Source organism: Furfurilactobacillus rossiae, assembly GCF_013394005.1.
Taxonomy (GTDB): Bacteria; Bacillota; Bacilli; order Lactobacillales; family Lactobacillaceae; genus Furfurilactobacillus; species Furfurilactobacillus rossiae.
On record NZ_CP040586.1, the window covers coordinates 2,574,780 to 2,590,559 of the forward strand.

Here is a 15,780-nt window from a genome sequence, read left to right on the forward strand (position 1 = left end):
TAAAAACTAGTTTATGTTGTTACTTTCTTACGATCGGAGATACCTACGAACACCGAGAAAAATGAATCCTGCCGCCATCATGCCTAACCCGGCAATAACCAGCGCAAACGAACTTTGCTGGCCCGTACGTGGTAAGACCTTTACCTGCGACTTGGCAGCTACGCGCGCAGAGGTATGAACCTCTGGAACCAATTGAATAACCGTCATCTTAACAGTCGTTTGCTGTGCTGAAGTCGTTCGCTCAACCAGTTGAACTGGAACCGGCGTTGTCACATGCACTGGTGGTACAGTCTGTGTGTCCACGGACTGCATCGGCATCGGCCCAGGTGTGGTTATCGGCGTGTAAATCACCTCTACCATGCCTGGTTGACCCGGCACCGCTGGTACAAACGTGACTTTGTAGCCAGGAATTTGAGGGACGTTTGAAATCGGCTGTCCCGGAACCCCAGGCTGTTGCGTCGGCGTCGTGCCAGGGACTGGCTTACCATCCGGCGTTTTGGACACAACCGTCACAATGAGCTCGTAATAGTAGTTCACTGCGCCATTCGTCACACCGTACATGCCGCTGGCGTTGGCAGGCGTAGTAACCAACTTATAGCCGCTAACATTGGCCGGTGTCGACTGATAATCGCTGCCAAACGGTCCAGACAGCGTGACAGAACTTGCGATTGGGGTCGTTGTCCCTTGGATATAGTAATTGACCATAACGGTTTCCGTCAGCGGCGTATAAACGACATTGACCTGTTCCGGCTTATCGGGCACGTTCGGTGTGGTTGTTCTTGTATAGCCCGGAATCGTTGGATATCCACCCGTTGGCGCGACCGGTTGTCCCGGAGTACCTGTGCCTGAAGGAGCTATCACATTTGGAATTTCATTGCCGTTGCCGTCTACCGGAACAATGGTGTAATCGACAGTGTACTCATAATTAACAGTGTTACCAGCGTCTGTATAAGTACCAGCGGCGTTGGTTGGCATTGCGACTAATGTATAGCCCGGAATTTGGGCTGCATTCGTCGAGTACGTCAAACCGACACCCCCGTTTGTTGTCACGGAATTGGCAATCTTGTTTGTAGTTCCAACCACATAATAATTAGCTGTAACAGATGCATTTTGTCGATAAACTACCGTCACAGTTTGTGTACCATCGCCAGTCAAAATGTAGCTAGTTGGTTGACTGCGCTCGATTGTATAGCCCTCAACATCTGGCTGGTCAATCGTTATTGCAGCGCCCTTTTTCTTGTCAGTTATATTGATTGTTTTTTTACCCGTCAATTCATTGCCATTCTGATCGACATACTTAACCGTTACTTTAGGCGTGATTGTCAGTGTACCATCAGTCAACTTGGCTAATGTTGTGGCATCAATCGTAAAGTTTTTGTTTGCCGCGGCTAAATCACTGATTCCCTGAGCGCTCAGTTTAATATTATGGTCACCAACTTCTTCGCTAATGTCGTTGTCTCGTCCAAAATCGTCTTTTGTCCACTTAGGTGCCGTTAACCAGCTCGGTAGTGTCACTGGATATGGCGTGCTAGGATCATCTGCACCATAAACTTTGGTTTGTGACCCGATGCTTCCATTAATCTCGGCCTGGGCGTATTGCCACGTAATCTGGTCAGCAACCGGATCACCCGTTTCAACACCCCAGTCGTAATTAATCGCATATGACGCACTGCCATCAGCATTCGTGGTAATCTGTAACGTTTTATTATTTTGGTCCGTTGCACTCACAACTACATAGCCTGCCACTGCCTGCGATTTAGCAACAAATCGACTGTTTAACGCCTGGTCGGTTTCAGTTGGATAAACGGGTTGTGATTCCTTAGGTAAGTCCGCTGGTAATCCACTAGACTGTTGCTTTAAATCATTAACAAGCGATAATTCCAAATGAATCCCAGAAGCCAAAGGCGAGTCTCCAACAGTACCTAATGTCAATACAGCACCTTTTTGAACATTGCTCTTGGCAACCGCTGTATTTAACGTGGCCACAATATGTGCAAAGGTTCCATCGGCACTCAAACTAATGGTTACGCCGGTAATATTCTTCCAGTTATCAGTGTCAACGTATAAATTACCCTTTTCCAAATCTGATTGTGATGATTCTGAGGTTAATGTTAATGTTTGACCACTTGCTAACAATGCCAACTCTTTCACGCTCAGAACCGTACTTGGAACATCAAACGTATATGTTTTATCACTAGCATCATAACCGTCTCCGCTTTTCGCTACATTAACAGTCGCTTTTTTTGTGAAATCGGCTAGCTTAAGCGGCGCGGTTTTTGTTTTCACATACAGTGCATTATGCATTGCTGGCATTGCGCTACCCTTAAGCGTTTGTGTGTCCGTTAACCAACCATTCATGTCGAAGCCGTCTTGATACGTATTTTGTAGGAAATCCAGATCGTCAGCCACAGTTTTTGGCTTATAGATCACAATTAAACGCTTAGCATCTTTGTTAACTATCACTGTAGTTGTGTAACTTGTAGCTGTGTTTTCATCAGGCTGGAAACTAACTGTTTGCCAATTAAAATCTTTAGCTGCACTGCTTAAATCAATTGTCGCCGTTATTCCGTCAGACGTTGATGCACTTGGTACATCCGTCAACGATGGCGCCGTATTTGTTACATCCCACACACTGCCATAAGTCTTCGCGTAAAGATAGGTACTAGTGTTACCGCCAAACGTCAATTGTACGTCGTTAAAATTAATCGCAGTTGGATTATTCGTTGCAATACCGTTGATCAACTTGTAAGAAGCACCTTGATAGTTTGCCGTGCTAGCGGCGTTAATTGTGGCGGGAACTGTCGCATTGTACGTACTGCCTAAAGCCAATCCGTTTTGAGTCACAGCAGACTGTAACTCCTGCCCCGCCTTAACATAAGCGACATTCACACTGCCATTGCCGTTCTTAACTGTCGTGTCAGCACCACCGGCCGCTGCCTGATATGTAAGTTTCAGATCGGCCTGCATATTCATGTATAACGTCAAATTAGCTAACGGCGTTTTGTTAGTAGCATCCCCAGTATCAGGAACATATTGGCCATTACTATCAACCGTGAATGGCAACACTAACTTAATTACATTTTTGTTCGTCGCCTTATCATAGTTGGCTGTGGCCTTATCTGGATCAAACATCACGGTTACAGATCCATCAGCGTTCAGCGTAATTGACTTAACACCATTAGGTAGAACCATTCCATTCATGGTTCCCTCATAAGTCTTGCCCGTAGTACCAGCAAAATGTTCAATAAACGCAGTCACAAAACCATTCGGATCATTCGACTGAGTGGCATTTACGATGTCAGCATTACTAAAGGTATATTGATGGTCGGCATTAACCTTCGTTGCATCTGATGTATCAACATTGACGGTAAGGCTGTTTTCACTCTTTGTCTGCGCACTAATGACCAGATTCAGGACATCGCCGTACTGGTCAATGAGCGCGGGAGCTGTCGCATCACGAGCATCTGACCAGTTAACGACGTACGTGCCGGCCTTTGCCATTTCGCTAATTAACGCTTTCTTATCAACGACTGTAGTCGGTACATAAGTGAGCGTCTGATTCACAGCATTATAGGTCCACCCTGCAGGCAAATTAGTAACGCCAGCCCACTCAAAAATTTCACTGCCGGCATTGCTAGTCGTTACCTTGCTTGGATCAAACGATGTTGTTGACCGAATATTGCCGTTGGCATCTTTACCAAGAAAGATTGTAACCGTTGGTCCAGCCACTGATGTATTCACCGTCATCGTTGTTTTCGTAGCGGTATTCGACACATTGGTCGCAGTATATTGAATCGTCGCCGTTGAATTTTCGGCTGTTCCGTAGTCTTTAGTATTATCCGTGGATTGTGAATCAGGCACATATCCGTGGTATTTCAACCCATCAGCATTATCTGCGATTACTGTTACAGTACCATCCACATTTTTGCGGTCATACGTACTCTTAATACCGTTGGTGCCAAACTTAGGATCCGCTACGAGTACGACCCCTGCGTGAAGCGCCTTGCCAAGAACCACGATTGTCGTTGATGAAAACGATGGTTCAACGTTTTTTCCTTCTGTTACTATCGCTTCAGCCGTGGATTGGGTGTTTGCCACGTTGAAATCATTAATCATCTTATCCTGAAGGCCGATTTCAGTAATTGTAATAGCATCATTTGCTGTACGCGTAATGACCACCTGTGAGGGCTTCTCGTTAGCCATTGCATCTTGATTCGTGATTATGACTTGGCGATCCTGCGTACCGAGCGTTCCTGATCCGTTTGTTGCAGTAACTTGACCATTAACGTCATAAACGATATAGGTCAAACTGCCATCGCTGTTTATCGTTATGGCCACTTTAGAACCATCAAGATTAGTGACAGTCTTGTTAATAGGATTGTCAGTACCACTCGTATCTGCCACCGTCACGAGTTGAACAGTACTGTTACGAACAACATTGCCATCCTTATCATTACTTTGAAAGAAACCGGCATACGTTTGGTCGTCTGTTAACTTATTATTTTTTCCGCCTACGATGTCATTTTCAAACTTGGGGTCAGCTACTTGTTGAACCAACGTTATTTGACTAATAAACGACTTTTTGTAGTTCCAACCGGCCTGATAGAGTGTTCCGGAATTGGTTCCGTCACTCGTAATTGCTGTACCATCGCCACTTGGTGTTACTGTTATTATATTTAGCACATCACGGACAAACTCATAATCAACTGCCCCAGAATCGTTGACACTAACTGAAATAGTTGTTTGCTTCAAACCATCGTTTATAACATTGGCATTTAATTGAACACTGGTATAACTAACACTATCCTGGGTAGCTTTTTGCATTCCGCTATCGTTCAGAACAGTCCCTTGGTTATCATAAACGGCGACATCCAGTCCCGTCACTGCCCCTTTATCCGGATTCGTTGCATCGGCCGCTCGCTGGATAGTAGCCACCACGCTGGTGCCATCAGCATTACTATAATGAACTTGCCAAACAGTCGAACCATTGGGATTAGTTGTCATCAGCACTGGTGTCAGCACATCCGTTACGGTACTTTTATCTTCAAATTGATAGTTGTCTTTAGTTAGATTGCCTAAGGCCGGTTGGCCCGCGGTTGGTGTGACATTCAGGTTCTTTTGAGCTGCCGCATAACCCGCTTCATATGCCGGAATCGCCACCGTTTCTTCGTGAGCATAAGCGTAATCAAGGCCATTTTGGATGACTTTTTTTGCATTATTCTGATTATCACTGCTAATTTGGTCACTTTTAATCATTGTCGTGGCCGATGGTGTTAGCATTTCAACACCGCTAACAGGCGTGCCATCAGCATTTTCGGAGTAAGATTTTGTATAAGTTACATCAGCATTTAGTGTGATATCACTGTCGTTAACTGTAGCGGTTAGATCAGGATTATTCCTTTGTGCCGCTGTCAAACTTTGTGCGATTGGTTGACCATTATGAGAATCACCACTCTGTTTTACATAAGTATCAGCATCAGCAACGACCTGCGCGATAATGTTAGCAAACTTGCCAGCCTTATCAGTAAAAAAGCTCTTATAAAGTGCACTAAACACTTTGTAATAAACATACGAGTTGGTTTTGTAATAATCATATTGAATCGCGGACAATATACCTTGGCTCATAGCGGTCGGTAAGAAAGTAGCCGCACTGTTCAATTTTGATAAATCACCCGTGTTAACAGCCAATTGAATATCCGCCAAAAAGTCCGTTTTAGCTTGGTTGGCAGCATTCCAAGCCAATTGGTACATATCGTTTTGTGCCGGGCCACTAATCCAATCCTTTGTTGCTCTCGCCTGATATTTCGAATCCACAATCGGGTTATTCGCAGGTGAAATGTTATAGGTATACGTCTTCCCTGTTAATACAGAGTAAATCGCTAAATCTAGTGGTGAGACAACTTGACCCGCAACCGGTGTGGTCGGGAAAACGCCGGCATCGGGAATCGGTGTGTTACCAGCGCCATTATTATTTTCATTAATAGGCTGGTTATTATAGTGCCCGCTTAGGTACGCTTTCGCCAGAATATATGCATTTACAAATAAGGCCAATTGCCCCTTCGTTTTCGTGCCCGGAATGGCTTTGTAAGCGTCTGGTGCTTCCGTTTCAATGGCCGCAGTGGCAACGGCACCGCTAACTGAATTATCCAGGGCTAACGCCTTGCCGGCTAATGCGTCAACGGTAGCCTGTTTGAACCCCTGTGCGACCACATTTTGCCAGTCAGCGTAGTAATCCTTAAACGCTTGGGTGTAAATCTCATTTTCCAGTGATGTTACGTCGACAGCATTACTCAAGGGATTGTTACTAAGCATTGTTTCGACCGGATCGAGAAATATAGCGTCATTATTACTGGTTTTACTAGCTGTCCATGATACCTGAGTCATCCCAGCATTCCCCATGTTAGCTGCGACCTCGTAAATCATTGAATTATCCCAGTTCATCCCCAACTTGGCATCCCCGACAAACCAGTCATAAGCAAAGTCGAACCCTAAATTGTACATATTAGCCTGATTGCCAGAAAGTTGGTTAAGATTCTTAGCGACATTCAGATCATTTTTGAGCTTTACGAACGCCTCCTTAAGGCCTTGTGGCCCAAAATAGCTACTTTGGGTTGAATTATATTCAACTTTAAGTAGCCATAAATAATAGGCTTCCGCCGTTAATTGACCCTTTAAATACGCCTTAATCGTATCGGCATAACCATTTTGCTGGTTAGCCGACGCATTGACGCCCAGTTTAACAATATCGTTGGCGCCATTAACATAGTCCGCACTTTGAGACAGTGTCGTCCAGTTAACCTTTTTCAATTCATCGATAACCCAGGTCTCGACAACCATTTTTGCATCAGCAATCATCGCCGAAGATGCCACACCGTTAGCACTGGCCAGCTGCGACTCTATCGTTGAATAGCTGACATCGCCCAACCAATTCTTGATATCTACCCCGTTATTATCGGTTTCCGGCGCATAGGAAGCGGCAGTTAGCGTGGCCACGGCAGCACTTTCACCAGCTGAATAATCGTCTGTTGTGGCGTCTTGTGCCGTGATTTGAGCCGGATGGATGTGTTGAGCTTCAACATGCCGTTTCGCTGATTGAATGTCTGCACTAGATGCTCCGGCTGACAAGTCAATCTTGACCCCGTTCGAAAACGTTTCAGTCGTTTTTGTTCCAGAAACGACTTGTTTAGCACTCACTGAAACAACGGCTTGGCTGTCGGCCATCTCCTGCCAAATAGCGCTAGTGGATCGCTGTCTAGACACTGATTTAACTACCTGATCGGTGGATACGCCACTGCCCGCATCACCGCTGTTTGTCACCAAACTAGCCTTTGAATTACTGGCAGTAGACATTGTCGCTGGATTGTTAGCGACCTCGTTTCGGCTTCGGACACCGTTTTTCCCTGCAAATGATGAAACACTGCCAGCTGCTATCTTGCTTTCGGCACTAGCGGCTTGGCTAACCGCCATAGAGACACTGGATTGCCCCTTCTTTGCTAAAAAACCATCTGATCGAGCGCTCATCGTTGCGATGGTAGATGTGGTATTTTTGCCTGTATCGCCAACCGATGTGCCACTATCCGCATTACTAGCAGCATTTGCTGAACTTCGCGTTTGAGCAAGTTCACCTGCACTGGAAGCAGATAGTGTCGTAACACTGGCATACGCATTGGGAAGCGCATTCGTTGCAACCCTTTGCGTTAAAATCTGTTTGCTTGTGTTATCGGCCAAGACCGTCTGGCCGGTTATAATCATTGCCGACCCAAAACCGACCGCAATGATGTTAGCGAACAACCACGCCTTACCCGCCTTGTACATTTTGTAGTGTTCTCGCTCTCGCATATGTTGGAATTTGCGTTTTAGCATAAATGCCCCCTGCAGTTTAATCTGCATTTCCTCAAGGTTTCCTTACCCAACTGAAAACTCCCGCTAAACAGCTACCTGGCGCATGGCACGTTCCGAGTCAATTTTGCGTGGCAATCTGGCCAAACCGTGGTCATCGAATTAAATTGACCTTCGTTTATTACTGGTTGAATCTGTGTTGATGGCGACTCTAAAAGGAGGAATGAAGCTAGTTTTACCGGTGTTTCAATTCAGTTACACGGTAGTTCTTCTCAAACATTAATTCAACATCCTGTTGACAATTTATTTATTAAATTATTAATATAAGGAATTTTATACAGATGCTGTTAAATCAGATTTAACAGTGTGTTCCACAATGGGATAAAAATATTTATATTCAAAAGCTGAGATTCTTCTCAATAGACAAAACTTGGCGTTCTTTTGGGGTAATCAATTTTCAAAATACAAAAAAGGCGTTACAAAGTATATCAACCACTTTGTAACGTCACTTTTCAGTTATTTGCGTTAGTCCTCATCGTCATCATCTTCGTCATCTAGACCAGTTCTGGCATCATTGCCTAAATATGCCTGTAAATCAGCGATAGTCTTTCTACTTTCAAAGAGTAGCGTTGTCAAATATTGGGTTAATGCGGGCCGATCCTCTTTTTCCGAAAGCTTAATTGCCCGTGTCACAAATAAATTGTTTGTTTCAAAATCATGAACAAAGTTGTTAACCAACCAAGAGGCTGTTTGATATTTATTTTGACCGGCTTCCTCCAACATCGCATATTCAGTAAACGCTGAAGTCGTGCTTGGCACAATTTCACCCTCAGCCAACAATCTTTCGCCCAGTTCATCACGTTGATTTTGAGTTGTCTTCATCAACAGATTAAATTCTGGCTTTAAGGAAAAGCGTTCAGGTCCCTTAACGTACCATTTTGCCTGTTGTAACTTATTGGCGAGAACCACTAGGTTTGCCACAATGTGACCAGCCATTGCACCGGCCGTTGGCGTGTGATGATCAATGTCTGATTGCTTTAATTCTGCTTGATAACGATCTTCTACTGCTGTTGTCATATTCTCCACCCTCAATTTGACTTATTGTTGAGCAACTTTCACCTTTACGCCCTTAACTTCATAACCTAACTTTGTAACAACGTCGGCCAAAGCATCGGCACTCACAATCTTTTCATCGAAATTCACCTTGACCTTAGCCGCGTTGAACAACACTTTGACATCTTCAACACCCGCTTGTTTGGCCAATGCGCCTTGAATCTTCTGCATACACGATGGGCATGACAACGCGTCTAACTGCATAATTGCTTTACTCATTTGAATAACCTCCATCTTTGTTTGATTACCACCAGTCTAACCGGCTAATAATGATTAATAATTCATGCCCATCAAGTCTGCCCAACTAATTGATTGCGGCTGGCGACTTGATTAGCTTAGCTGGTTTGTTTGACGCCATTATTTGCTTTGGCGTATAGCGAATCAGACGCATTGCGTTAAGAACAACCACTAGAATACTGGCTTCATGAACAAACATGCCACTGGCCATGTAAATGTAGCCGAAAATTAGACCAATCAATAAAAATACTACTGTACCAATTGCAATGATGATATTTTCCCGAGTATTGCGAACCGTCTTTTTTGCCAATCCATACGCGTGAATTAGCTCGCCAAACGACGACTGCATCAAAACGATATCGGATGTTTCAACGGCCACATCAGTTCCACCGCCCATCGCGATGCCAATGTTGGCAGTCGCAATTGACGGGCTATCGTTAATACCATCCCCGACAAACGCCACCGTATGACCATCATCTTGAAGTTGTTTAACAAACGTCACCTTTTCTTCAGGCAACAAGTTTGCATGGATCTCATCCATACCAAGCTGACTGCCAACCGTTTTAGCTGTTAGTTCATTATCACCCGTAAGCATCACTAGCCGTTCAACGCCCATCGCCTTTAACTGGCGTAAATCATCTTTGACACCGTCGCGAATGACATCTGCAATGCCCATAATGGCTTGTAACGCACCATCCACGGCCACTAAAACAGTGGAGCTACCCTGATGTTGAATTGCGATCAATGTTTTCTGCTGAGCATCGTTCAAAATCACGCCTTCAGCATTCATTAGCGTCTGATTGCCAACTGCAACGTCGTGATTCTCTATTTCAGCCGTCATCCCTTGACCTTTAATCGTATTAGTTGCCTTGACGACCAGACTATCACTAGCAAGTTCGTGCTCGGTTACGTAAGCCACGATTGCACGTCCCAAAGGATGATTCGATTCCCGTTCCATCGCTGCCGCATACGCCAACGCGTGGCTATCCCCGTACGTTTGAACACTGGCAACTTCAGTTTTCCCTTTCGTTAACGTGCCCGTTTTATCAAACACCAAGGTGTCAACTTTACTAAACGTATCAACCACTTCGCCACCCTTGATCAAAACGCCATTCTTAGCGCCATTACCAATACCAGCGACGTTTGAAACTGGGGCACCGATTACCAGGGCACCAGGGCATCCCAGAACCAGCACCGTAATCGCCAGTTTGAAGTCGCGGAAGAATATTCCCACAAGTAATGCGAGAATCAAAACAGCAGGTGTGTAATACGTGGAAAAACGGTCAATAAACTTCTCTACATGGGATTTGGTATCTTGAGCATCCTCAACTAATTCAATGATCTTGGCAAACGTAGTATCGTCGCCGACTTTGGTTGCCGTAACTTGAATAGTCCCGTTATCGACCATTGTTCCTGAGTAGACCAATTCACCCGGCCTCTTAGTGACCAATTTTGATTCACCCGTAACACTGGCCTCATTCAGATAGGCACTGCCACTGACGATTTTGCCATCCACTGGCACCTGAGCTCCCGTTTTAACCAACACGACGTCGCCTTCGTCAACAAAATCAACATCCGTTTCGTCTACACTTCCGTCAGGTTGGACAACTTGCGCAGTCGTTGGTGCCATTTCGGTAAGCGACTTGATTGACTTTCGCGTTCGCGCTAACGTTTTTTCTTCCAGGAACGTTCCGAATAAGAATAGAAAGGTCACGATTGCAGATTCATCAAATTCTCGAATAACAAACGCACCGATGACCGCGATGCTCACCAATAATTCAATACTGATTGTTTTAACTCTCAGTGCCTCCCAGGCCCTGATGATAATCGGTGTTGCCGCAATAATTGAAGCGAGAACAAACGCCGTTGTGTCTAACCACGTTTGACCGGTAAAGCGACCGATGAAACCCAGAATAATTAAACCAGCCGTGATCGCCGTGATTTGGTTCGTATGGTGCTGAATCCAGCGTTGAAATTTCATAATGTCTCCCCTTTTCGTTTGATGATGAATTCAGTATAGGTGGAATTTCGTAATAGATAATTGACGACCATCAATAACGACAAAAAAAGACTAAATCCGAAATTAATCGAATTTAGCCTTTTTGGTAACTCATTTTAAAGCTTAGTGTTGCTTGCGACGAAAACCGAACAAGGAGAGCAAACCAGTTAATAATGCTAAACCAGTGCCCATTGCTGCTGTCGTAGCGAGTTCGCCAGTATGTGGCAACTCTGCTACAGCAGATTGATCAGTTTCATCAGTAGTTTTTGTTGTTGGTGCAGATGTTTCTTTAACGATAGTCGCTGGTATACTCTGTTGAGCAACTGGTGCTACAGTTTGTGTCGTTGCTACAGAGGCCACTGTGTTCTGAGTTGCAACCGCGGTTGACGTTTGGTCAACGGTGTTAGCAACTAAATGAACTGTCTGCGGTGTGACATCGTTCAACAAAATCCAGTCACTTTGACCTGGTGCCAAATGATAGCCCGCAGGAATCATGTTGCCAATGTAAACCCAGTTGCCAGTGTAACCCTGAATCTCAGTGGTTGTGATAATTTGACCATTATCATCATCCGTCATAAGCAGTTCGATTGGGTCCCAAGGACGATCTGATGATACAGGTGTCGTCGGTTGGTCAGTGGCCGTTGGCGTCAACACTGGTTGTGTTGGCACGTTTGGCGTTACGTTTGCGACCGTAGCTGGTTGTGTAGGTTCAGTTGGTGTCGTTTGTTCAGCTGGCACATCAGGTGTTTGGGCCGGTGTGGTTGGCTGATCAACTGGCGTTGGTGTTTCAGCAACAGTTGATGGCTGCTCCGGTGTTGTAACAGGCACTTCGGGAGTTGTAGCCGGCCGCTCTGGCGCCGTTGCTGGTGTTTCTGGAGTTGTAGCCGGCTGCTCTGGCGTCGTTACTGGTGTTTTATCACCAGTAACTGGTTGTGCTGGCTTAGTATCTGGGGTTTCAGTGCCTTCACTTGGCTTACTTGGCTTACTTGGCTTACTTGGCGTTGTGACTATAGGACGATCCAAAACTGTAACATACGCCGTAACATAAACTGGGTCACCGTATTCAAATACAACTTTTTGTTTGTCTGACTTGTAATCAGTAGAAATTCTCCCAGAGACTAATTTTAGCATGTCAAACGTCATTTGAGTGTTCTCGGCCGTAGTACCGCCCACGAAATTATCAGATTCAGTCCAAGTGTCCCCAACATAAAGGGTCAAATCTCTCAAATCAATTTCAACAACATGAGTATACACAGTTGTTGACGCCCCATCTTTGGTAGTAATAGTAACCGGATAAATACCTGGTTTGGTGATATCTACCTTGCTGGTATCAACAGACACTGTTTCATATGCAGCATGTTCCAAAGCGACATCGTCAGTTGAACTGGTTTTCCCTTGACTATCCGTAACGGATACAAAATTTTGTTCTCCAGTATAGTCCTTATCGTTAACCATAATATCAACGTCTTGACCAGCAACTACACTTTGACGCACATAATCAAAGGTAATGCCCTGATTTTGTGAATCATTGTATGTGCCTTCCTGCAGATTCTTGCCTTGCAAGACATATTTAACCTTATCAACAGAAATCACTTTCGGCGCAGTTACTGAATAGCTACCAAGAACAGTCCCACCATCGATTTGCGTCTCAAACAAGGATTTTTTATTTTCATCCTCGAAAGTTACTTTAAGAGGTGCTGCTTTCGCCTGGTATGCAACATCATGTGACTGTTGTCCTGTCAGTGTATAAGTGTATGAGCTGGGCGACCCATCGTTAAGTTTAACAAAATCAGAAGCAGTGATGTCTTTTTTATTACTAATTAATTCCTGTTGTAATGAAGGTACGTTAACCGTTACGTTAGACGAAATTTCCGGTCTGATATCACTCTTTACGTAAGTCATAACACCCAAGCTTGCGCTCACATCACTTACTACAGTCTTAGAATCAGAATCAACCTTTTTATTCTCATCAACATTTATTGTCGTGGTCGTACTTTTGGTGGCGGCAGTGTAATTCAACCTGATAGAAGGTGCAACTTCATACGCTACAGGTATCTGGTACGAAGTTTTAGGCAGGTTGGTCCCAGCATCTATATCAGTAAACGACCATGAAAGTGGATGCGCATCAACCGGCACATAACCAGGTATAATTGGAAGGACAATTGGCTTATCCTTCAACCCAAACTGCACTGGTATATTTGCCAACGTTCCCTCGGTATCTAATGATGTTTTCTTTGGATCATTTACATCAAAAGGAATCACAGTATACGTGACTGTGCTTGGAACGTACCAAACTTTGAATGAATTAAGTTGATCTTTCTGTATTGCAAAAGTTGCCGTATTTCCTTGAAGTGAGTAATCATATTCTGCACTTGCGTCCGAATATTTATCCTTATTGGCACTTTGTAACAATGTATAACCTGGAATCTCTGGCACATCTAATGCGTTAGATTGTCCATCCGTAAAAATTTGCTTACCAATGTTAGCAGGACTTTTACCATCTCCGACACTCATTGGAATCACTTGCAGAAATGTTTTGTTAGGAACATTACGTGCGTACACAAACACAATATCAGGATTCAAAACTTTAGCATAGCCAGCTGCGTTTTCCACCGTTTGGTCTTCTGCAATGGTCTTGCCATCATTCAAAACATAATTTCTTTCAACAGTGCGATCATAATGAAAACCCTCAATTTCGGGATTAGAGTACGCATATTGATCGCCAATCGAATAGTGATTTGTTACTTCAGGTAGCAAGTTATTTCCGTCTTCATCCTCATACTTAACGTTAATAGCAGCTTTCGACGTGTACGAAAAGCCTTCATACTTCATCCCTTGAATATTGAAAAAGTTACCGGAAGATGCAGCCATGGCGAATGATAGAGGTTCATACCCACCTTTGCCATCTGATGTCAGCCAAGGTGTAATATCTAAAGTCCACTCTTTCAGCGGTTGATTAGTCGTATCGTTGTCAGCAACCCCTTGAGTACCATACTTCACAGTCATAATATGCTTGAAAACATTGTTTCCGGCCGCATCTACTAATGGATTGCCGTTAGCGTCAAACTGTTGTACAGGTGCGTAATCAATTTCAATTGGCACTTCTTTGCCATTAAGTTGAGTAGGTGTGCGAACTAATAGTGCGCCAGCAGACTGGTCAGTTGTAGTATTCACACCAGTTTTAGGATCAATATATTCACCAGTATCATCTACGTGAGTTGTAGGCGCACCCGCAATGTGTATTCCAAATTTTGCATTTGCTTCATATTCTGGATGATAATCAATCCCCTCAGGCCCACCGTATGTTGCTGCTACACCTGATGCATCAGTATGGACAAATGCACCATAGGCTTCCCCGCCAGATATTTTCTGACCTGTTCTGTCAAGGGTTGGATCCGGCAAAAAGTCAGAATGAACATCTGTATCGTCACCATTAAAGTAAGTATCTACCTTAAACCCAAATGCATTAGGCAAGTCAGCAATACCAAGAGCTCCACCTTTACCACCGACCTGATCGGTGCCGCCAGGATGGAAAATAAATGAAATACCATCTGCATCGGTCACTTGCCCTGGATTATCAGGATCCGGAGCTGGAGAGGTCATACTGATACCACCGATGACCTTAAAACCAGCAGATGGATCAATTTGATTTCTTAGAGTAATATTGCCTGATTGACTTTTACCATCAGTTAATTGAACAACACCACCAATGTAAGTAGCATCCCCGTTGGTTTTGAAATACTTATCAAAATTATCTGAGTGGATGTTAATGGTCTTGCCATCCGTGTCTACAGAATCGTTAGATTTTACATCATCCGAATTGGTTGCATCGGAAGCGTTTGATGATGTTTGATTGCCATTAGTAGCTTTAGTTGAGTCTGTTGGATCAGTAGAAGTAGCGGGATCATTCGCCAAGAAATTTAGCGCCGTAGCCTTTGCAATTGATGCAATTTGCGTTGTCCCCTGAGATTTAGTTGATGACCCATTCACAGATGCACTAGAATCCACTTGCGATTCTTGACTGGCCTGCGATGTAACAGACTGTACACCTTGACTAACTTGTGAAGTCTGTGATGCCTGACTTGCCACAGAGGTTACTGCTTGTGCATCTGATTTTACTGAACTTGAGCCATTTGCTGAGTCTTGAGACTGTTGGTCGCTGACCTTTGCGTCAGATTTAGCAACCGAAGCGGTTGAGGTTGCGCCACTTTCGTCTTCATTTGTCGTGCTTTTGACCGCGCCTGAGTTTGAAGCCACATCGCTTTTAGCAGAACTGGCAACACTTGTAGATTCGCTAGCTGTTGAGGCTTTTTCGCTACCGGCTGATGTTTGTGAAGCCGTAGCACTTGTGGCCTGACTAGCCGGAGCACTAGCAGGCTTTTCAATTGCTGACTGTTCCGCTGCTGGTACATTGTCCGCGTGAACAGTGGTCGTCATTGCGCCCACGCCAAAAAAGGCAAGTGCAACTGCGGCGAATACCCAGTTCTTGCCATCTTTATACATCCGATAATGCAGCTTCGTTTCTGGTTGCATATGTTTATAACTCATTCGTTTAAATACCCCTCAATTTAAAACCTTGTTGTATTTTTACT

General features: G+C 44.4%; 5 protein-coding genes. All 5 read right to left on the reverse strand.

Annotated features, from left to right (window positions below; genetic code table 11):
* Positions 1-27 precede the first annotated feature (27 nt).
* The 5 genes from LROSL1_RS12395 to LROSL1_RS12415 all read right to left on the reverse strand — a co-directional run bounded on the left by LROSL1_RS12395 (position 28) and on the right by LROSL1_RS12415 (position 15,736).
* Positions 28-7,863 (reverse strand): MucBP domain-containing protein, encoded by a 7,836-nt coding sequence (locus LROSL1_RS12395; RefSeq protein ID WP_178914784.1) that lies wholly within the window; start codon positions 7,861-7,863, stop codon positions 28-30.
* 501 nt (positions 7,864-8,364) lie between these two features.
* A complete protein-coding gene (locus LROSL1_RS12400) occupies positions 8,365-8,916 on the reverse strand; it encodes a ferritin-like domain-containing protein (RefSeq protein ID WP_178914785.1) in 552 nt (183 codons plus the stop codon).
* Between the two features lie 21 nt (positions 8,917-8,937).
* Positions 8,938-9,171: a heavy-metal-associated domain-containing protein gene (locus tag LROSL1_RS12405; RefSeq protein WP_017262579.1), complete on the reverse strand. Its 234-nt coding sequence runs from the start codon at positions 9,169-9,171 to the stop codon at positions 8,938-8,940.
* Positions 9,172-9,256: 85 nt separating this feature from the next.
* A complete protein-coding gene (locus tag LROSL1_RS12410) occupies positions 9,257-11,170 on the reverse strand; it encodes a heavy metal translocating P-type ATPase (RefSeq protein ID WP_178914786.1) in 1,914 nt (637 codons plus the stop codon).
* A 141-nt stretch (positions 11,171-11,311) separates the two neighbouring features.
* Entirely contained in the window at positions 11,312-15,736 is a 4,425-nt protein-coding gene (locus tag LROSL1_RS12415) for a lectin-like domain-containing protein (protein ID WP_178914787.1), read from the reverse strand.
* Between the last annotated feature and the right edge of the window lie 44 nt (positions 15,737-15,780).

Bases quoted from the DNA above. Each gene is read 5' to 3' on its own strand.
- LROSL1_RS12415 (WP_178914787.1), bottom strand. From the start codon at position 15,736: ATGAGTTATAAACATATGCAACCAGAAACGAAGCTGCATTATCGGATG.
- LROSL1_RS12400 (WP_178914785.1), bottom strand. From the start codon at position 8,916: ATGACAACAGCAGTAGAAGATCGTTATCAAGCAGAATTAAAGCAATCA.
- LROSL1_RS12410 (WP_178914786.1), bottom strand. From the start codon at position 11,170: ATGAAATTTCAACGCTGGATTCAGCACCATACGAACCAAATCACGGCG.
- LROSL1_RS12395 (WP_178914784.1), bottom strand. From the start codon at position 7,863: ATGCTAAAACGCAAATTCCAACATATGCGAGAGCGAGAACACTACAAA.
- LROSL1_RS12405 (WP_017262579.1), bottom strand. From the start codon at position 9,171: ATGAGTAAAGCAATTATGCAGTTAGACGCGTTGTCATGCCCATCGTGT.